This window comes from Chitinispirillales bacterium ANBcel5 (genome assembly GCA_029688955.1).
GTDB classification, from domain to species: domain Bacteria; phylum Fibrobacterota; class Chitinivibrionia; order Chitinivibrionales; family Chitinispirillaceae; genus Cellulosispirillum; species Cellulosispirillum alkaliphilum.
This window is the reverse complement of the sequence record JARUKZ010000009.1, coordinates 81,716-100,090: the sequence shown is the minus strand read 5'-3', so window position 1 is coordinate 100,090 and position 18,375 is coordinate 81,716. Positions and strand designations below refer to the sequence as shown.

General features: G+C 37.6%; 20 protein-coding genes and 1 tRNA gene. 15 read left to right on the top strand and 6 right to left on the bottom strand.

The features are described 5' to 3' along the window. Nucleotides 1-45: 45 nt before the first annotated feature. The 3 genes from QA601_06960 to QA601_06950 are packed head-to-tail and all read right to left on the bottom strand — an operon-like array spanning nucleotide 46 to nucleotide 3,141. Entirely contained in the window at nucleotides 46-1,038 is a 993-nt protein-coding gene (locus QA601_06960; protein ID MDG5814808.1) for a phosphotransferase, read from the bottom strand. Between the two features lies 1 nt (nucleotide 1,039). After that, complete coding sequence (locus QA601_06955) at nucleotides 1,040-1,963, bottom strand: NDP-sugar synthase (protein MDG5814807.1); 924 nt, start codon at nucleotides 1,961-1,963, stop codon at nucleotides 1,040-1,042. Continuing rightward, nucleotides 1,960-3,141: a DUF1343 domain-containing protein gene (locus tag QA601_06950; protein ID MDG5814806.1), complete on the bottom strand. Its 1,182-nt coding sequence runs from the start codon at nucleotides 3,139-3,141 to the stop codon at nucleotides 1,960-1,962. Before QA601_06950 ends, QA601_06955 begins: the two co-directional genes overlap by 4 nt. Before the next feature lie 187 nt (nucleotides 3,142-3,328). Here QA601_06950 and rpsU point away from each other — a divergent pair, with 187 nt between their 5' ends. Further along, nucleotides 3,329-3,538 carry a 30S ribosomal protein S21 gene (gene rpsU, locus QA601_06945; GenBank protein ID MDG5814805.1) on the top strand — a complete coding sequence of 70 codons (210 nt, stop codon included), beginning with the start codon at nucleotides 3,329-3,331 and terminating at the stop codon, nucleotides 3,536-3,538. A 78-nt stretch (nucleotides 3,539-3,616) separates the two neighbouring features. Here rpsU and QA601_06940 read toward each other — a convergent pair whose 3' ends face one another. Beyond that, entirely contained in the window at nucleotides 3,617-4,177 is a 561-nt protein-coding gene (locus QA601_06940; protein ID MDG5814804.1) for an RNA methyltransferase, read from the bottom strand. 187 nt (nucleotides 4,178-4,364) lie between these two features. Between QA601_06940 and QA601_06935 the strand changes: the two genes are divergently transcribed. From QA601_06935 to QA601_06895, 9 genes are all read left to right on the top strand, one after another. Continuing rightward, entirely contained in the window at nucleotides 4,365-5,333 is a 969-nt protein-coding gene (locus QA601_06935; GenBank protein MDG5814803.1) for a transposase, read from the top strand. Nucleotides 5,334-5,667: 334 nt separating this feature from the next. After that, a complete protein-coding gene (locus QA601_06930; GenBank protein MDG5814802.1) occupies nucleotides 5,668-6,933 on the top strand; it encodes a glutamate-5-semialdehyde dehydrogenase in 1,266 nt (421 codons plus the stop codon). A 299-nt stretch (nucleotides 6,934-7,232) separates the two neighbouring features. Then, complete coding sequence (gene hisI / locus QA601_06925) at nucleotides 7,233-7,589, top strand: phosphoribosyl-AMP cyclohydrolase (GenBank protein ID MDG5814801.1); 357 nt, start codon at nucleotides 7,233-7,235, stop codon at nucleotides 7,587-7,589. Continuing rightward, nucleotides 7,559-8,746, top strand: a complete 1,188-nt coding sequence (alr, locus tag QA601_06920) for an alanine racemase (GenBank protein MDG5814800.1) — start codon at nucleotides 7,559-7,561, stop codon at nucleotides 8,744-8,746. Before hisI ends, alr begins: the two co-directional genes overlap by 31 nt. A gap of 18 nt (nucleotides 8,747-8,764) precedes the next feature. Continuing rightward, nucleotides 8,765-9,208 carry a hypothetical protein gene (locus tag QA601_06915; GenBank protein ID MDG5814799.1) on the top strand — a complete coding sequence of 148 codons (444 nt, stop codon included), beginning with the start codon at nucleotides 8,765-8,767 and terminating at the stop codon, nucleotides 9,206-9,208. Between the two features lie 43 nt (nucleotides 9,209-9,251). Further along, nucleotides 9,252-10,832, top strand: coding sequence for a tetratricopeptide repeat protein (locus QA601_06910; GenBank protein ID MDG5814798.1), 1,581 nt, complete (start codon nucleotides 9,252-9,254; stop codon nucleotides 10,830-10,832). 4 nt (nucleotides 10,833-10,836) lie between these two features. Next, nucleotides 10,837-11,424: an epoxyqueuosine reductase QueH gene (locus QA601_06905; GenBank protein MDG5814797.1), complete on the top strand. Its 588-nt coding sequence runs from the start codon at nucleotides 10,837-10,839 to the stop codon at nucleotides 11,422-11,424. Nucleotides 11,425-11,480: 56 nt separating this feature from the next. Next, nucleotides 11,481-11,554: transfer RNA gene (locus QA601_06900), tRNA-Pro, on the top strand. Between the two features lie 190 nt (nucleotides 11,555-11,744). After that, nucleotides 11,745-11,906 carry a hypothetical protein gene (locus QA601_06895; GenBank protein ID MDG5814796.1) on the top strand — a complete coding sequence of 54 codons (162 nt, stop codon included), beginning with the start codon at nucleotides 11,745-11,747 and terminating at the stop codon, nucleotides 11,904-11,906. A gap of 174 nt (nucleotides 11,907-12,080) precedes the next feature. Here the strand turns inward: QA601_06895 and QA601_06890 are convergent, their stop codons facing one another. Together QA601_06890 and QA601_06885 are read right to left on the bottom strand one after the other, a co-directional pair. After that, the gene (locus QA601_06890; GenBank protein ID MDG5814795.1) at nucleotides 12,081-13,247 is read right to left on the bottom strand and encodes an HD domain-containing protein; all 1,167 of its coding nucleotides are present in this window, start codon (nucleotides 13,245-13,247) and stop codon (nucleotides 12,081-12,083) included. Then, on the bottom strand, nucleotides 13,231-13,698 hold the full coding sequence (locus QA601_06885; GenBank protein ID MDG5814794.1) for a dual specificity protein phosphatase family protein: 468 nt from the start codon (nucleotides 13,696-13,698) through the stop codon (nucleotides 13,231-13,233). The genes QA601_06890 and QA601_06885 overlap by 17 nt, the downstream gene beginning before the upstream one ends. A 268-nt stretch (nucleotides 13,699-13,966) precedes the next feature. Here QA601_06885 and QA601_06880 point away from each other — a divergent pair, with 268 nt between their 5' ends. The 5 genes from QA601_06880 to QA601_06860 are packed head-to-tail and all read left to right on the top strand — an operon-like array spanning nucleotide 13,967 to nucleotide 18,375. Continuing rightward, nucleotides 13,967-14,578, top strand: a complete 612-nt coding sequence (locus tag QA601_06880) for a DUF445 family protein (protein ID MDG5814793.1) — start codon at nucleotides 13,967-13,969, stop codon at nucleotides 14,576-14,578. Beyond that, nucleotides 14,578-15,552 (top strand): hypothetical protein, encoded by a 975-nt coding sequence (locus QA601_06875; GenBank protein ID MDG5814792.1) that lies wholly within the window; start codon nucleotides 14,578-14,580, stop codon nucleotides 15,550-15,552. The genes QA601_06880 and QA601_06875 overlap by 1 nt, the downstream gene beginning before the upstream one ends. Further along, complete coding sequence (locus QA601_06870) at nucleotides 15,542-16,546, top strand: VWA domain-containing protein (GenBank protein MDG5814791.1); 1,005 nt, start codon at nucleotides 15,542-15,544, stop codon at nucleotides 16,544-16,546. The genes QA601_06875 and QA601_06870 overlap by 11 nt, the downstream gene beginning before the upstream one ends. A gap of 9 nt (nucleotides 16,547-16,555) precedes the next feature. Beyond that, the gene (locus QA601_06865) at nucleotides 16,556-17,578 is read left to right on the top strand and encodes a VWA domain-containing protein (protein ID MDG5814790.1); all 1,023 of its coding nucleotides are present in this window, start codon (nucleotides 16,556-16,558) and stop codon (nucleotides 17,576-17,578) included. After that, nucleotides 17,575-18,375 (top strand): tetratricopeptide repeat protein, encoded by an 801-nt coding sequence (locus QA601_06860; GenBank protein ID MDG5814789.1) that lies wholly within the window; start codon nucleotides 17,575-17,577, stop codon nucleotides 18,373-18,375. The genes QA601_06865 and QA601_06860 overlap by 4 nt, the downstream gene beginning before the upstream one ends.

The window sequence follows — 18,375 nt, the reverse complement described above, 5'->3', positions numbered from 1 at the left end:
TGACAATGTATCAGGTACAAGGTGTCTTTATTTTACGAAAATTATTTAGAGTACTTTGCGAACACCTGTTTTGGAAATACATTCTCTTACTATTCTACAGATATAAGTATATTCAGGCAACAAACATAAAACTTTTTCAAGTCTTGCCAATGCTATAGGTATATAGGTTGTATATCTCTTTTTGCCTTTATTCAATGAAAGATTACAGTATGCTCCTAAAGCTTGCATAAGTCTTTGAACAGAACATATTAAATACTGTCGATTATCGAAATCAGGCTTTTTTTTCATATAATAGCAATTAAGTTCATCAAGTACAGTTTTATCAAAAGTATCAATGTAAGGATCCAATAGAAGAGATGCTAGATCATAGTAAGGTGGGCCTAAACGGGCACCTTGAAAATCAACGAATTTAATGTTATCTTCGTGAAGCAGAATATTTTCGGACTGAAAATCCCTGTGAATACAGCATACTTCACCTCGAGTGGCCTCTCGTGCAAGGTTTAATCTCTGTTTTTCCCACTTTTCTGAAAGCAGTTTGGACAAACCAAAATACTCTTTCACACAATGTTCTGCAAAGTATTGTGTTTCCCATAAAAAAACTTTATCATCCATTATTTGTGATGCAAGAACAGGTGTTTTGTTGTAATCTATTTGTTGCCACTCAAACAGTGCATCAATAACTTTCATATACACTGATTTAATAATATTCTGATCATTTTTATATTCCGTACAGATCTTTTTTAAAGTGAAATCTCCTAAGTCTTGTTCAAGAATCAACCCCAAAGAGGCATTACTGCTGAAAATATGTGGTAAATATGGCACGATTTGGTTGAGTTCGGAAGCAATTCCCAAAAACCTTTTCCAGCCTTGATCGCTACTATCCCAAACCATAAGTATTTTTGATACATTTTCTTTTGATATTCTAATAAATTTACGCTGCGATGCAGCCTGTCCGGCCATCTCTATTTTCCAGCAATAAGGATCAAAAGAGCCTAGTGCTTTTTTTATGAATGTAATTTGCTCTGATTGCAGTTTCATCTTAAAAAGAAATTTCCCCCCAGGATCCAATAATTTTTCTTTCCGTTAACCCAGGCTTAAGATTGGAATTTGGTAATATGACGCTCTGACTAACAGTTACATTTTCAGGGATATAATTTTGCTCAACCCAACTTAGCGGTTTTAGTTTCTCGATATTTTTTTTATTCATTTGGTTGTGATAGCAGATTTTTCTATCTCTATCAATAATAAGATCTGAAGGATGATCCATATCTACTACATTTTCAAGCATATCGAAATGAATCTGTGCTAAAGCTTCGGGTGTTCCAACATCTCTCCAATATCCATCAACAAATTGTACACCTACATGCAATCCTTTCTCAACAGCTCTTTTCCACACTGATTTTATGGAAAAATCATCTTCTTTAATCAACTCAAGAAATTCTTTTCGATAGAATGCACATCCTGTAAAGTTTGCTTCAAAGTCTGGTGTATCTTTCTTTTTATTATCTTTTGTTCCTATGAAACAATTATTACCAGGATTATAAATAATAGTTCCGTTGCTCTTGACATTTTGCGATAAAAGAGAACATATATTCTGTGAGGCTTCAAAAATTGAAGCAGCTTTTTTAATATCAAAAGTATTTATGATGTCCACGTTCATTACAAAAAAATAATCATCCTGTTTAAGAAATTCTTTTGCGTAATAAAGTGCCCCACCAGTTCCACGAATCGTTTCTTCATGAAAGAGTCTAAATGGTATGTTAAAACTAGTTGCGAAAATTTTGAGCTGCTCATGCAAATAGTGAGAGTTTACTGCAAATGCCTTGAACTTTTGAGAAGCTAAATACTTTAGATTTCTTTCAAGTAACGGCTTCCCGCACACCGATACAAGCGCTTTGGGGAAAAAATTACTCAAGGGCCTTAATCTTGTTCCAAATCCCGCAGCAAGAACAAACCCTCTCATCCCCTCTCCTCCGGATAGTGAGCTACCGACTTAAAAAGCTCATTATATTCTCCATACTGCGATAACCAATTTTTTCTAAGCTCCTGTGAGGGCACACCATTTTCAATTGATGTTCTAAATGACGTATCTCCAGAAAGAATATCAATGGGCATTTTTTCATGTTCATATTCATATGGTGGTTGTTTCCACTCAAATTCATCTGGAGCAGTTGAAATTACAGCATTTAAAATTGCAGCCGTAGTCTCAACTGGATGAAACAGTGATGGATCTGTAACATGTATTTGAAAACCATTGCAAAAACAGCCATGCCACTTATGAAATGTTGGTATAAAGCCATGATTTCTAAACATGCATCCAGAAAGGTTGGCATCTTTTAGTGATTCTAAAACACTTTCAATTGGTATATACGGGGCACCGCAGAGTTCAAAAGGACGGGTAGTACCTCTTGCCTCAGAAAGATTAGTTGCTTCAAGAAGCACCTGACCTGGGTAGACAAGAGCAGTATCAAGGGTGGGCATATTTGGAGACGGCATAACCCATGGTAGTCCGGTTTGAGACCATAAAGAGTTTCTCCACCAACCATCCATCCAAACAACATTCAACTCACAGTCAGTAACATAGGTTTGTTTAATGATTGTTGCCATTTCTCCCATTGTTAACCTGTGACAAAGAGGTATATTTGCTCCACCGACAAAGGAGAAAAAACGTTCATTAAGCATCGGGCCATCGCAAGGAATCATACCAATGGGATTTGGCCTATCAAGCACCCATAAAGGAATCCCCTGCTGTGCACAAGCCTCCATACAAAGCTTAAGTGTCCATATATAAGTGTATGGCCTTGCACCCACGTCCTGAATATCGAAAATCAGAGCGTCTAAACCCTGAAGCATCATTTTAGTAGGTTTTCTTACAGTTCCATATAAACTGTAGACAGGAATAGAGAGCTTTGGGTGAATTGCGCCCTCCCATTCAACCATATTATCCTGAGTTTCTCCGTGTACACCGTGCTGAGGACCAAAAATTGCTGCTAAAACATATTCATTATGTTGGAACAGAAGGTCAATGATATGTTTATATTCGTGATTTATGGAGGCAGCGTGGCAAACAACCCCGATCTTTTTTCCTCTCAAAGCCTGGGGGGGACTATCAATTATTCTATCAAGAGCAAAATCTATCATTTTTTCCCTCTTAAGTTTGTGTTGTATACCCTTTAAAGATACAATCCTACTACAATGAAATGAAAGTTAACCAAATAAGCAGGATGGAAAAGAACCCAATTTAATCAAATCTTGATTATTAAATATGCAGTATATATTTTTTTGAGTCTGCATAAACCATAAAAATATGGAAAGAAGGTGAAATTGCATGAATGGTATCATAGTACGTGAGGATGAAGCATTCGAAAAAGCTCTACGTCGTTTTAGCAAAACCTGTGAAAGAGCTGGTATTCTTTCGGATGTGAAAAAATATCGACACTACGAGAAACCAAGTGAAGAACGTAAAAGACGTTTGAATTCTTCCAAACGTAAACGTCTTCGTGATGAAAAGCGTAATGCTTGGCGAAGCGATCGATAAACTCTTGGTTAGGATCTTTTAAAAATAACGGTTACATTTTTTTGTAACCGTTTATTTTTTGTGGTATTTATAATCATTTTACGATTTTGCTTCAAACTGCTTCAGTATTTCAAATCCAATGACAGCACATGAGGCTGCCACATTAATTGAGTTTTTAAACCCGTTTAGTGGAATTTCAATAATAGAATCACATTTTTCAAGCACATCCCGACTTACGCCCAAAGCTTCATTTCCAAACACCACCCCTAAAGCCTTAGGGAAATCAACACAATCATATTTTTCTGACCTGGAAGTTGTTTCTGCAGCCCAAACCTCTATTTGGTTAGAATGAAGGTAATCTACGGCATCAACAGCATTTTCAAAGGTTTTCCACGGCACATAATCGATAGTTCCAAGTGATGTTTTTAGTAGTTTCAAATTAGGTGGGCAAGCAGTGTAACCACACAAAAAAAGCCCCGATACTCTCATAGCATCGCAAAGTCTAAAAATTGATCCAACATTAAAAGCACTCCTCAGGTTATCCAGTATTATATACAGTGGTTTTTTGGGTAATTTGTTGTATTCATTTAATGGAATAGGGGCATCAAAACTTCTAACTTCCAAACAAGTTTCTGTATCTCCGATTTTTTGTCTTGGCATTGTATCTCCTGATTAAACCGGTAAGATGGAATATAAAAGATAGAGAATATAGGCTATTAATCGTATGTGGTACAAATTATTTGTAGATTTTAGGGGTGGGGACGGAGTTTGAATTCCATTTCATAAATTTTCGTCTGGTTACTATTATTCCTTTGCCTCCCACTAAATACAGATTTATCTTATAGTTATGCCAATAAAAGCCCGCATCTCTCTTCTCGGAGAGATACACCACGTGATGTCACGGGGTATAGACGGTATTGAGCTTTTCAGAGACAACCATGATAAAGAGAGATTTTTATCAAAAGTTGGAGATGTTTTAACGGAGAGCGGTTGTCAGTGCTTTGGTTATGTTCTAATGGATAACCACTATCAGATGATTTTACGCCCACTTAATGCTCCCCTTTCTACTATAATGCGAAGGATTAATGGCTCTCATGCCAGATACTACAATATCCGTCATAGCAGACATGGTTACTTGTTTCAAGACAGATACCAGTCAACTCTGGTGCAGCACCACTGGTACATCCGGGATCTTATACGGCATGTACATCTCGATCCTCTTAGCTCACGATTACACAAAGACTTAAAAGACCTTTCACAATATCACTGGTCTGGTCACTCATGTATAATAGGAACAGATAACCGAGACTGGTTTTCACTTTCTGATACTTTGCAGTGTTTTGGCAAAACCACAATTGATGCTCGTAAGGAGTACATTGAATGGTTAGAAAATGGAATAAACAAACCTGGTAAAGAGTGGCAGCTCATAGGTTCTTCGTGTGAAATTGATGGTATTAGCAAGGAAAGAGTATTAAGAGATAATAGAATAATCGGCAGTCCTGATTTTGTAAATAAAACAACTATGAAATTCCAAAAAATTCGTTGTATAAAGACTCAATTAATCCAAAACCGCCCATCTTTAAGCACAATTTTCCACAACGTATGTAATAAAAACAAAGCACCTCCTGCAAGAGTAGTAAGCAGAGGGTATAATTGTATAAATTCCAAAACCAAAGCCATTTTTTGCAAAGTCTCTCAAGATGGCTATGGGTATACCATCAATATGATTGCCCAATTCCTAGATATAAATGCCAGTTCAGTGTACAGGCTTATAAAAAAAGGTACATCGGAGAAGTGGCGATACTACCTCATTTAACTATATCAATTTTTACACTCTTTAACTCTTAATTCCTTCGACCCTTATTCCTCCAAAAGCTGGTATGTCCAACTTTTCGTAGCATTGATGCACCCCCTTATCCGATTCAGATTTAGATATCATCTCTTAAAAAAAACTACAGATAAGGGATTATTGAAGAAGTTGAAAAACAACTCCGTCCCAAATAATATCCATTCTCACAAGAAGAATATACGCAACTCCGTCCCCATACTATTGACCCCAAAAAAACCAAAAATTACTTTGTTATCTAATCACTACCACTTTTAACCCAACCAAATATTCTTTACCTAAACTCTGATCAAGGTTTAATACAATGGAAGAAAAAAACACCGAAAACATGGTCGCTGAAATAGCTAATAAAAGTAAAAATGCCGCAATGACTCTTCAAAGCGTAAAGGTAAGTGAAATCAACAAGGCACTGGTACGCATGGCTGAGCTTTTGGAATCACAAAAACAATCCCTTCAAGCTGAAAATAGTAAAGACCTTGAAAATGGAAAAAACAAGGGTCTATCGAATGCTATGCTTGATCGACTAACCCTTTCAGACAAAACTATTACTTCAATGATTAGGGGTTTGGGGGAAGTAGCCGAGTTAAAATCCTGTGTAGGACAAAAGTATGATCGACGAGAACGGCCAAATGGGCTAATTATTGAAAAAATGAGAGTACCTATAGGGGTAATCGGAATTATTTACGAATCCAGACCAAATGTAACCATTGATGCCGCTGCGATATGTTTGAAATCACAAAATGCAGTTATTCTTCGTGGCGGTTCCGAGGCATTCTACTCAAATATGGCACTCGCCTCTCTTTTTAGTCAGGCGCTTGAAGACACTGGGCTTCCTAAGAATGCTCTTCAGGTGATCCCAACTACTGATAGAAGCGCTGTTGAGCATATGCTTAAGTTGGAAAACTTTATAGATTTAATAATCCCAAGAGGTGGTGAAAATCTTATTAGAATGGTAGTTGAAAAGAGCCGTATACCAGTGATCAAACATTATAAGGGAATTTGTCACATCTATGTTTCCCCTAATGCCGATGAAAGCAAGGCTTTACCCATTGTGGTAAATGCAAAAGTTCAAAGGCCGGGGGTATGCAATGCAATGGAAACACTAATTCTTGATAGTCGCCTTTCTGCTGATTTTAAAAAGAAGATCCTTTCTGCTTTGCAGCATAAGGGTGTCAAAATTTTCGGTGATGAAGCTATACTTACATTTGGTGAAAACATCAGTACTGCCAGTGAAAGTGACTGGGCTGAAGAGTACTTGGATCTTAGACTTGCAGTGAAAACGGTTGATAGTATTGATGAAGCAATTGCACATATTAATAACTATGGCTCACATCACACCGATTCTATACTTACAGAATCAAAAGAGGAGATGTCAAAATTTATAACTCTGGTTGATTCCTCTTCTGTAATCGTGAATGCCAGCACTCGTTTTGCCGATGGTGGAGAATACGGAATGGGATGCGAAATAGGTATTTCTACCGATAAGTTACACTCTAGGGGGCCAATGGGAGTAGAAGACCTTACTACCTATAAATGGGTGGTTGAAGGAAATGGGCAAATCAGAGAATAAACAGTTTTAATATTATTCAACGGGGTATTTGTATTACGTGCCCCGTTTTTCTATGGCCTTAACTAGGTTGATTATCTAATTTTTACTTCAGCTTTCTCTTGCATTAAGTATTTTCCAAACTTTCTTGCTTAAAACTTCTTTTAAAGGCGTGTTCAATATACGGTCCCGGACGACTACTTACAGGCTTATGGAGCGTGTTTTGAATACCTGAATGTAATGAATTAAAAATAGAAGTTCATGGAATAAAATTTGCACATTAAGCTTTGTTGATGTATCATTTCTAATGGAGGTTTTTCTTAATGAATTTGCTGGATTTGGTAAAATTTGATGAAAAAGGTCTTGTAACTGCAATAGCTCAGGATGCAACGAGTAATGAAGTGTTGATGCTTGCTTATATGAATAAAGAGACCCTTTCAGAAACTATTGAGTCAGGTGATATGGTCTACTGGAGTAGAAGCAGACAGAAACGCTGGAAAAAAGGTGAAACATCTGGGCATGTTCAAAAGGTCCGTGATATTTTCATAGATTGTGATGGTGATGCACTTCTTTTTAAAATTGATCAAACAGGTGCTGCTTGTCATGAAAATTACCTCTCCTGCTTTTTTAGAAAGAGAGAAGATGGTGAATGGAAGATAGTAGGACAAAAGTTAAAATAAAAGAGATTATTTCTCCCTATTCTCCTCACATAGAGGTTAATCTCGACAATTTATTGCATAATCTTAAAGAAATCAGCTCTTTAATCCCCGATAAAACCGAGGTTATGGCTGTCATTAAAGATTGTGCTTACGGTTGCGGTAGCACTGCTGTTGCACGAACCCTTGAGCGTGATGGTGGGGTTAACTTTTTTGCAGTAGCACGACCTGAAGAGGCGTTTGCTCTCAGAAAAGCAGGCATCGTTGGCTCAATTTTTGTACTGGGTCGTGCAACAGAAGATCAGCTTCGCGTCGGTTTTGATAATAATTTAATTTTCTCTCTAAACGATCCATCAGACTTATACAGATGGAAGTCATATCCGCTTAATGTAAGATTTCATATAAATATCGATACAGGAATGAGTCGAATGGGTTTACTGCCCAACGAACTCGATGAAATAATAAATGTGATTGAAGATTCCCCGTCCCTTAAATTCGAAGGGGTATATACTCACATGGCCTGTGCTGATGAACCAAAGACAACAAGTGTTGATCAGCAACTGAAACTGTTTAGAAACTGCATCATAAATCTGATTGAACGGGGTTCCCCCCCACTCCATATCCATTATGGAAACAGTGCTACCTGCATGCGCTTTAATCCCTATGAATGCACCTTGGTTAGGCCTGGTATAGCTCTTTATGGGTGTAAACCAGACCCGACTCAGAACTTTTCTCTTAATTTAAAACAGGTCGTGTCCTTAAAATCCAGAATAGTAAAAATGAAAAAAGTTCCCGCTCATACTGCGATCTCTTATGGTGGACACTATGTCACTAACTGTGAAACATGGATAGCAACAGTTGCTCTTGGATACGCTCACGGTTACCCAAGGTTCCTAAGTTCCAAAGGTGAACTGCTTATCGGATACAGACGTTATAAGGTGGCTGGTAATGTTACAATGGATTATACAATGGTTGATGCAGGCCCGAATCCAGATATCTCAATTGGGGATGAAGTTGTAGCAATTGGCTCTCAGGGTGAACTCGAAATCCACGCAGATGATATTGCGGTATTAGGAAAAACAATCGGTTATGAAACCCTCTGCAACTTGGGAGCATCTGTCGATCGTGTTTATCTTTTAAATAACAAAATCGTACACTATAGACCAGGACAGACATTTTAACCTCTTTCAAGCTATAATATGATAAAACTTATTGAAAAAGAAAAACGCAGTGGAACGATCTGTAAGATCAATAAAAACAATCTTCTGGTTATACTCCAAAGTGATTGTAATGTATCTGAACCTAAACGAGGCGGCTGTGGTGGTGGGTGTTTATCTTGTGCAGGAAAAGAGAATGCTAAGAAAGCGTCTATTGCTGTAGTTGATACCTCTAACTATAAGCTGGGGCAAACAATTCAATTCACTCACTTTGTCCCACACTCAGGGATTGTAGGATTGGTCGTTTTTGGTATCCCAATTATGATGGCACTTTTAGCCATGATTCTTTGGTATATTGTAAGACCAGATATGATTGAGTCCCCTCTTGTGGTACTAACTACCGTTTTCTCTTTTTTGGGTGGTTTTTGTATACTTAAAATAATGGATCTGTGCTTTAAGAGAAAGTACCCAACATATCTCCTTTAGTAAATAATCAGGCTCTTAAAAATTTGGAGCATAGAGCATAAAAATGGAACAATGGTTAGATTTAGCCCAACTTGTGGATAAAACACAGGAATTACTTGAGCTTTGCCTCTTTGATGATGCCTATGAATTGCTCAATCAATATGAAGATTTCTTCAAAGATGAATGGGAGATCTATTTTCTCTATTCCAGGATCTACATTGAGCAAAACAAACCTAAAGAAGCTTTGCCATTTCTCCATAAAGCACTGGAGTTGAACAGAAACAACATTGATTGCCTGTTAGGGCTATTCTATGCCCATTCAATGTTAAACCAGGTAAAAAGTGGTGGGAAGCATCTTTTAAATGCCCTGAAGTACCAACCCGAAAGTGAACCGGTTCTAACTGCTTTGATTTGGTACTACACTGAAATCAATAACCCACACAGGGCTATCTACTATTTTGAAAAAATAAAGAAACAGGGAAAAATTGAAAATCCCGAAGCATTCAGAAATGCAGCTATCGCTTACAACAGATTAGGTCGTTTTGAAGACGCTGAGGTTTGCTTTGAAGCAGCACTGCAGATTAACCCTAATCTAGATGAAGTAAGGGATCTTTTCGCCGACCACCTCCTTTTTATGGGTAAACCAAATACTGCTATAAAACTGTACCAGAATGCACTGAAAAAATCCCCCAAAAACATTCTGTTTATGTCTCGTCTTGCTTTCTGTCTCTCTCAGGGTAACCAGATAGAAAAAGCCACCTCAATTGCTAAAGAATCAATTAGACTCTACCCTAACTCTCCGGTAGGCTATGTTGATTTAGCCTACGTGTACTTGAGTAGCAACCAAACTGAGCTTGCTGTACGCTCTGCCCAGAAGGCAATCGACATTGCCCCTATAGACTCAGAAGGATACAGGGTAAAAGGCATCGCGTTAACAGAGCAAAAAGAATATGATGAAGCAGAAAAGTGCTTTCAAAAAGCACTTTCCCTTGAATCGGATAATTCTGAAATTCTCAGGGATTATTACATTTTTTTAAGATCATCTGGCTCCTATACTCAAATGGTTAAAATTGTAAAACAGGTGATTGAACAGGAAAAACCTTATTGTACAGAAGATTACTGGTTTCTCGCAGATTTTTATAAAGAACTTGGACAGAACCACACCTCATTTCATTATCTAAACAAGGCTTTTAAGAGTATGCCTGCCGAAAAGGACCTTATACCACCAATGGTAGAAATACTTTTAGAGCAAAATCATACCAGATTCATCCTACCTATGATATTTCATTATGTGCAAAGAAACGGATGGGATGAAATCATGAGTAACTTCTCTAAACACAAGCGACTTAGAAGTAAATCGGCACAGGAAGGATTCCGTTTCTTACGGTTTATTGGGCAAAGTCCTATTGATTATCGAAAATATATTTTCAGCTTCTATATTACCCGCTCTATTATTCTTTGTATGAGCATTGTATTCATCTCTTTGCTTTTCCCTTTTTCTGCTTTCTTTGGCTTTAAAGGTTTTCTGGTAGTTTTGGCCCTATACGCTTCCTTTCTGGGAATCTATAATGTTATAAAATTCAGAAAGAGGAAAAACTCCTTTATTTCACATCTACACTCACACTCCATTGCTCCAGGAGGATAGAGCTATGTCTGTGCTTCCTAAAATAGTGTTACATATATGTTGTGCACCGGATGAAGCTTACGTAATTAATCTATTGAGAGCAGAATATCAGCTACATTGTTTTTTTTGTAATCATAACATATACCCTGTTACAGAGTATGAACTTCGTTTTGCCGAAGCCCAAAAAGTTGCAGAACGCTACAATATACCATTCAGCGCAGATAGTTATGAGCCCTCTTTGTGGACTCAAGTAGTAAAAGATCTTGAGAATACTCCAGAAGGTGGGCAGAGGTGTCGTGAATGCTTTTTACTGAGATTAAGACGTACTGCTTCTTTTTGCAAAAATTTAGGATGGTCTGCTTTTACATCTGTAATGAGTGTGAGCCCTCACAAAAACATTACCATGTTAAATGAAACAGGAGCTTTAGCAGCCAGAGAACAAGAGATGGAATATATTCCTTTCAATTTTAAGAAAAAGGATGGATTTAGAAAAAGTATAGCTCTCAGTAATAGTCTTGGTTTATACCGACAGGATTATTGTGGATGTCAGCTTAGTCTAAAGGAGCGCAATATAAGACTTAAGGAAAAATTATTTAAAAAAGATCATTCTTAAATAATTTAAAAAACAACTGTGCAATCGGTATTTCATGATTTATATTAGGCTCTGTTCGGGGCGTAGCGCAGCCTGGTAGCGTACTTGAATGGGGTTCAAGTGGTCGCTGGTTCGAATCCAGTCGCCCCGATTAAATTCAAAGGCTCTAACTTGCTATAACATGGTTAGTTAGGGCCTTTTTGTTTTACAGCCACACCACAAAATTAAAACCCGTCCATACAGTTTTAATCTGTTTAAGTGCGTGGGCCGTAGTGTAATAAACAACATGAAAATTTGTATTATGCTTGCATTAGGTCTGCATGTTAAGTTTGAGTCAGCAAATGAAAAGTATGACAGAAACCGCTTGTAATGTGAACATTAAAACCTCAAAACCAATCGATATTGCTGAAAGCAAACTTAAAATTTTCTATGTCCAAAACGATTTGCAAAACTACTGGAGTTTTTTGATGAACGCCAGACAAAATGACATGATAAACATATAAGTCTACGTTTACCTTTTAAGGACCTCAACGGTGCAAAAAAAAATGGATCATAATAATCGATATTAACATTACCACATTTTGGGCATTTACAATTTGGTTTATTCCAAAAGGAAATCCAGAGCTCATAAAGTATAAATGATCCTAATTGTTTTTGAATACCCATTTTCCCTCACGTTATATGACCGGTGCTGGCATGAAGAGTTGGGAAAAAACACGCTCTGCATACAAATCAGTCATTCCTGCTATATAATCAGTTATAATACGCCATGATGGTGTTTTTTCGTTGTAATTTGTGTTTTTAATAAAATTAAAGAAATTTTCCATTGTAGGGGTTTCTCTAATAATGTTAATCGCCAGTGAACTATTTTGCCCTCTTTCTGTTTTATCGAATATTTTTTCAAGTTCAGTATAGAGCAACTCAAGCATATAAGTAGCCTTTTTTGATTTTCTTTCAACTTCAGGATGAAGATATATATGAGTATAGTTGAAGTTTTTTAATTGTTTCATCAACTCAAATACTTCTTCGCTCATGATAATTGCATCATGTCCGACACTATTTGCAATTACATTGTTAACAAATGATCCAATTATTTTCCCATTATCACTACCAAGTCCTTTTGAGATTTCCGGAGGGATATCATTTTTCTTAATCAACCCTGCTTTTATAGCGTCTTCTAAATCCCTGCCCAAATACGCTATTCTATCAACCAGCCGTACCAAGCATCCCTCAAGAGTTGCCGGAAGATGACATCTGTCAGTAATTTGTTCAAGCTCCAGAAGACACCGACTGCGATCCGGTGTCACTACTCTATCAAAACTTTCACCACAATGAGTAATGATTCCATCTCTCACTTCGTAGGTAAGATTAAGACCTTTTCCATAATTGGTAAGCTTATCAACAACCCTTAATCCATGTACTTCATGTTTAAAACCGTTCTCAACGCCCCTATTTTTAATAAGTTTATTTAGCACTCTTTCACCAGCATGACCAAATGGTGGGTGCCCAAGATCATGCCCCCTGGCGATTGCATTAATCAGATCGATATTGAGACTCAAACACCGCCCAATAACAGAAGCTATACTGGAAACATGAAGAACATGCTCCATTCGTGTACAAATATGATCATTATTTGGCGAAAGAAACACCTGGGTTTTATGCTTAAGGCGCCTAAAAGGTGGGGAGTGAAGAATCCTTGTTTCATCACGAGCAAATTCGAGTCTAAACGGATCACGTTTTATAGGATGCTGCCTGCCAAACGACTCACTACTTTTTTTAGCATAAGGACTTAATTTTTCCTCGTCCTCAATCAAAAATCTGCTGATATCAAATTCTATTTTCATATTGATTTAAGTAACTCTTTATAAAGTTTTCCTGTTCAACTGTTTCTACTGCACTTCGCACTTTTCTTACCGCCGAAATTGCTGATTTTGAAGTTAGCGAAAAATACCGACCCATAACACATGACAAAACTAAACCCGTTCTACCAATTCCAGCCTGACAGTGTACACTGCAAGGTTTCTTTGCATCAATGCGGTCAATTATAAATTGAACTAAATCATCAAATCTAGCCAAATCAGCCGGGATCCCAAAATCCTGTATCTCAAAGTACTTCCACTCTATAGAGGCATCTCTACATTTTTTCTCCATTAATTTACCTGGCCAACATAACGATACAAGTACCTTCACTCCCTGATTTGAAAGCCATTCGATATCAGAAACTTTTTCTGAAAAAAAAGGTTTAGCACTACCTGCAAGTTTATGGGGTATAACCCACGAAAAATTTAAATTCATCTAAATACCTTAAAATTAACTCTATATATAGTTACCTTCAATATAGTTATCTTCCGACTTTTATTCCAGCTTAGATCCCAGAGTATCCAAAGAGAATATACCAACGTTTATTTAGCTATAGAAAAAAGGGTTTAAATCTTAATTATATATTATTTTAAAACTACTTTCATAGTTGTTTTGAAGTCAGCATTTGCTTTATTTTATAGCCTGCAATAAACTGGCAAACTGATCAATAATAAAAACCTATTTAAATACGTACTCAGATATTATGGAAAACTACTACTTTTATTTTCTTATACCTGTAATTAGCGCCCTCATTGGGTGGCTTACTAATTATGTCGCTGTCAGAATGATCTTTCGCCCAAGACGAGAAATTCGTATTTTGGGTATTAAGTTTATTGGTTTAATCCCAAAGCGAAAACAAGATTTGGCAGAAAAGATTGCCGATACGATTGAGCGGGAGCTTATATCACACAAGGATATTCGTGCAATAGCAGACAGTCCTGAGTTTCACGATAAAACCGGTGCTTTGATAAAAACAAAAATTGATGATTTCATATGCCAAAAAATGGGCTCTAACCCTCTCATTTCTATGTTTGTCCCTCAGGATATGACTTCAAAAATATCTGAGCACCTTGTAATCGAAATGAAAAGAAACCTGCCCGAAATTGTTGAGGGACTTTTTTCATCTCTGGAAAACAAACTGGATTTTAGAAAAATTATTAAAGAAAAGATCGAAAAATTTGAGATTGAACGCCTTGAAAAAATAGTCTACGACATCTCCTCTCGCGAACTCAAATCAATAGAGTATCTTGGGGGTGTTTTGGGGTTTGTAGTTGGAATTGTTCAGGTCACTATCTTTATCGCAGGAGCGAACTAATGAGCCTGAAAATATGCTCAGGTATTATCTTTTCTATTCTCTTTACCTTTAGTGCCTATTCAAAAAACATCCAAACCATAATAGATACAGATAGTATTAGTATAGGCGATTCTATACATTTGACTATAAGGCTCTCTGTACCAGAAAACATTTCTATAATTACTCCTGATCAAAACGAGGCCTTCGGTTCTTTTTATTTAAGACAGCAGTCTGAAGATAGAAGGAAAATACCGGATTCAGATACTGTTGCTTACACTTTTCAATACTTGCTCACTACTTTCACACCTCAAAGCTGTACAATACCTGCCCTGCCATATATACTAAAAACAGATGGCGTTCAGGACACAATATACAGTGAACGTATACCAATTTCTTTCATTTCCCTCTTACCCCATGACATTTCCGAATTAGATGTGAGGGAACTAAAGGCGCAGCAAAGGACCGGACGTTTTCCTTTGTGGTGGATAGGGTTACCTGCCACCTTACTACTCATTTTTGCTCTTATTTTCCTTACCGTTAGATTAAAAAAGAGCAAAACCGAAATTACAGCTACACCACCTCCTCCCCCACCCTATGATGAAGCACTCAGCGCTTTAAAAGCACTTGAAGGGAAAAATTTGATTGAGCTTGGCTATATCAAAGAACATGTCTTTGAACTTTCGGAAATTTTCAAGCGCTATATTGGACGGACCTATAACATTAACGCAAGTGAATTCACAACCGAAGAAATGATTGCCTGGCTTGAAATTTCTGACATCGACAAAGAAAATAAGCAATGTGCCCGGTGGTTTTTCGATACCACTGATCCAGTCAAATTTGCCCGCTTTATTCCAGATAGCAGTACCTTGAATAAGTTTAGCTCTGAAGTCTACAAGTTTCTGGAATCAACAAAACCACAGTTTTCTTCAGAAGAAAAAAAGGAAGAAAAGTCGTTACAAACACAAGACTCAAAAAGGTTAAGTGATGAGGTTTAGAGATCCCTATTTTTTATTACTATTTCTAATCTGGATACCAATGGTGTGGATCTATTTAAGACGCGAAAAAAAACTTAAAGTTTCTATTCGCTTTTCTGATACAACTGTTTTAAAAAAAGTCCCTCCATCATTTTTTCTTAGATTGCGACATTTGGCTGCGCTACTCAAACCCATCGGTATCGGTTTTTTGATAATTGCACTGGCACGTCCTCAAAAATCCACCACTGAGCACGAGGTATCTTCTGAAGGTATTGATATCATGTTAATACTAGATATCTCAAACAGCATGAGAGCACTTGATTTCCAACCGGACGACAGATTGGAAGTTTCTAAACGTACCCTTAATAAGTTTATTAGTAATCGTGTGCACGATAGAATCGGTCTGGTTATCTTTGCTGCACGCGCATACACAAAAGTACCACTTACTCATGATCATAACATACTAAAAGAAATGGTCGGCCAGGTCACCTATACTGATTACAGTAATGGAACAGCAATCGGAACTGCAATCGCTACCGCAGCAAATCGTTTAAAAGATTCAGAAGCAGAAAACCAGGTAATAGTACTTCTGACCGATGGTGCAAATAATACCGGAGAGATTCCTCCTCTCACAGCTGCAAGGGCTGCAGCTGAGCTTGGTATAAGGATCCATGGTATTGGGGTTGCCAGAGAAGGACAGGTGCCATTTCCAGTCCAATCCGTACACCCCTTTACCGGTGAACGTACAGAGAGAATTCAAATGGTTGAATCAGACCTGGATATGGAGCTTTTGAAAGAAATTGCAAAAATCGGCAATGGCATCCATTTTCGGGCAGAGAAAACAGAAGAACTTCAGGAAATTTATGCGAAAATTGACGAACTAGAAAAAAGTGAAATTACCAGCAAAATTTTCACCTCCTACAAAGATTATTTCTTTTTGTGGATAATTATCGGGTTTGCCATATTGTTACTGGAAACAGTGCTTCAAAATACATTTTTTAGAAGAATACCATAGGGTACTTTTATGATTTTCGAAAACCCTGAACTCTTTTCCTTTTTAATTCTAATCCCTCTTTCTGTCCTGTTCTTTCTCTACGTTCAGAAAAGAAAAAGGGAAGCAATGAACCGTTTTGTATCTCTTGAGCTGGCCCCAAAGCTAACCCCTTCTTCTGCAAGGGGAAGATTTCTGCTGAAAAAAACTCTTTTTCTTCTATTTATTTTGTTTACTGTGCTCACTCTTGTGCGTCCCAGGTTTGGTGCAAAAGAAGAGCAAATCGAAAGAAAAGGGGTGGACATTATGGTTGCCCTTGATGTTTCAAAGAGCATGCTTGCACAAGATCTGCGTCCAAACAGGCTTGAGAGGGCAAAACATGAGATTAGAAATCTCATCAGTATGCTTCGGGGTGACAGGGTGGGGCTTATAATTTTTGCGGGAGAAAGTTTTGTTCAATGCCCTTTGACCCTGGATTACGCGGCGTTCCTTTCGTTCCTTCAACCAGTGTCAACCGATTGGGTTCAGATCCAGGGGACGGCTATAGCAGAGGCCATTAATCAAGCCAGAAGAGCTATGAAGTCAAATGACAATAAGCATAAGGTTCTTATTCTTATTTCTGATGGAGAAGACCATGAAGGGGGTGTAATTGAAGCTGCAGAATCTGCTGCAAAGGAAGGAATAATAATACACACCGTTGGAATCGGTTCACAAAGAGGTGTACCTATTCCTGTATCAAATCGTGGCACTTCCGTAGAATACAAAACAGACCGGGATGGTAATATTGTTATGACAAGACTTAACCCGGAAACCCTGGAAAAAATAGCTCTTAAGACCAGTGGTGAATATTTTCACGCCGGAAGTAACTTTGACTTCTCAGCAATTTACGAAAAAATTAGTGAAATGGAAAAAAATGAATATGCTGTTAGTAGAGCTACACACCTTAAGGAACGGTACCAAGTGTTCCTCTTTTTGGCGCTGCTTTTCATTATTACAGAATTTTTTATATCTGAGAGGGTAAAGATCAAACGTGCCTGGAAAGGACGGTTTGAATGATTGCAATTTCTGTTAAGGTTTGTAAAATTTCTCTTTTATTATTGCTCATTGTTTTCATTTCAGGCATTCACTCAGAAGAGATTTTTAGAAAAAACAGAGAAGCAAATCGTCTTTATGAGCAGGGTATGTATGAAGAAGCCCTTAATCTCTACGAAGATGCACTGCTGCTTGAACCAGAAAATGAAAAACTTCGAATGAACAGGGGTTCAACCTTATACAGATTAAATCAATTCGATTTAGCAGAAGAGTCGTACAAAGAAGCATTATCCAATAGAGACCCTAACACCCTCGTCGATGCTCATTATAACCTCGGTAATATTCAGTTTAGACAGGGACAACAGCTTCAGTCTGCAGGTGATCCTTCAGCAATGGAAAAGTATAGTGCTGCCCTTGAGAACTATGTTCAGTCACTAAAAATCAGACCTGATGACAAAGACGCCAAATGGAACCTTCAACTTACACATCAAATGATTGAAGAACTCGAGCAGCAACAGAGTTCACAACAACAAGGCGATGAATCTGAAAACGATGAAGATGGCGATGAATCTAAAAGCTCCCAGCAACAAGACGCAAGTGATGATGAAGGTGATCAGCAAAAAAAGCAGAATTTTGATCAAACCACAGACAACGATCTAAATGAAGAACAAGATTCACAATTACCTGATCAGCTTGAAGAGGATGAGCTAAGGAGAGAAAAAGCCGAAAGGCTTATTGAAATGTATGCTGATGATGCCGACGATCTGCATAAACCCAAACAACAATCTTCCGATATAAGGAAACCAGAGAAGGATTGGTAA

Coding starts and splice junctions, on each gene's coding strand:
- QA601_06960 (MDG5814808.1), bottom strand. CDS start 1,038: ATGAAACTGCAATCAGAGCAAATTACATTCATAAAAAAAGCACTAGGC.
- QA601_06955 (MDG5814807.1), bottom strand. CDS start 1,963: ATGAGAGGGTTTGTTCTTGCTGCGGGATTTGGAACAAGATTAAGGCCC.
- QA601_06950 (MDG5814806.1), bottom strand. CDS start 3,141: ATGATAGATTTTGCTCTTGATAGAATAATTGATAGTCCCCCCCAGGCT.
- rpsU (MDG5814805.1), top strand. CDS start 3,329: ATGAATGGTATCATAGTACGTGAGGATGAAGCATTCGAAAAAGCTCTA.
- QA601_06940 (MDG5814804.1), bottom strand. CDS start 4,177: ATGCCAAGACAAAAAATCGGAGATACAGAAACTTGTTTGGAAGTTAGA.
- QA601_06935 (MDG5814803.1), top strand. CDS start 4,365: ATGCCAATAAAAGCCCGCATCTCTCTTCTCGGAGAGATACACCACGTG.
- QA601_06930 (MDG5814802.1), top strand. CDS start 5,668: ATGGAAGAAAAAAACACCGAAAACATGGTCGCTGAAATAGCTAATAAA.
- hisI (MDG5814801.1), top strand. CDS start 7,233: ATGAATTTGCTGGATTTGGTAAAATTTGATGAAAAAGGTCTTGTAACT.
- alr (MDG5814800.1), top strand. CDS start 7,559: ATGGAAGATAGTAGGACAAAAGTTAAAATAAAAGAGATTATTTCTCCC.
- QA601_06915 (MDG5814799.1), top strand. CDS start 8,765: ATGATAAAACTTATTGAAAAAGAAAAACGCAGTGGAACGATCTGTAAG.
- QA601_06910 (MDG5814798.1), top strand. CDS start 9,252: ATGGAACAATGGTTAGATTTAGCCCAACTTGTGGATAAAACACAGGAA.
- QA601_06905 (MDG5814797.1), top strand. CDS start 10,837: ATGTCTGTGCTTCCTAAAATAGTGTTACATATATGTTGTGCACCGGAT.
- QA601_06895 (MDG5814796.1), top strand. CDS start 11,745: ATGAAAAGTATGACAGAAACCGCTTGTAATGTGAACATTAAAACCTCA.
- QA601_06890 (MDG5814795.1), bottom strand. CDS start 13,247: ATGAAAATAGAATTTGATATCAGCAGATTTTTGATTGAGGACGAGGAA.
- QA601_06885 (MDG5814794.1), bottom strand. CDS start 13,698: ATGAATTTAAATTTTTCGTGGGTTATACCCCATAAACTTGCAGGTAGT.
- QA601_06880 (MDG5814793.1), top strand. CDS start 13,967: ATGGAAAACTACTACTTTTATTTTCTTATACCTGTAATTAGCGCCCTC.
- QA601_06875 (MDG5814792.1), top strand. CDS start 14,578: ATGAGCCTGAAAATATGCTCAGGTATTATCTTTTCTATTCTCTTTACC.
- QA601_06870 (MDG5814791.1), top strand. CDS start 15,542: ATGAGGTTTAGAGATCCCTATTTTTTATTACTATTTCTAATCTGGATA.
- QA601_06865 (MDG5814790.1), top strand. CDS start 16,556: ATGATTTTCGAAAACCCTGAACTCTTTTCCTTTTTAATTCTAATCCCT.
- QA601_06860 (MDG5814789.1), top strand. CDS start 17,575: ATGATTGCAATTTCTGTTAAGGTTTGTAAAATTTCTCTTTTATTATTG.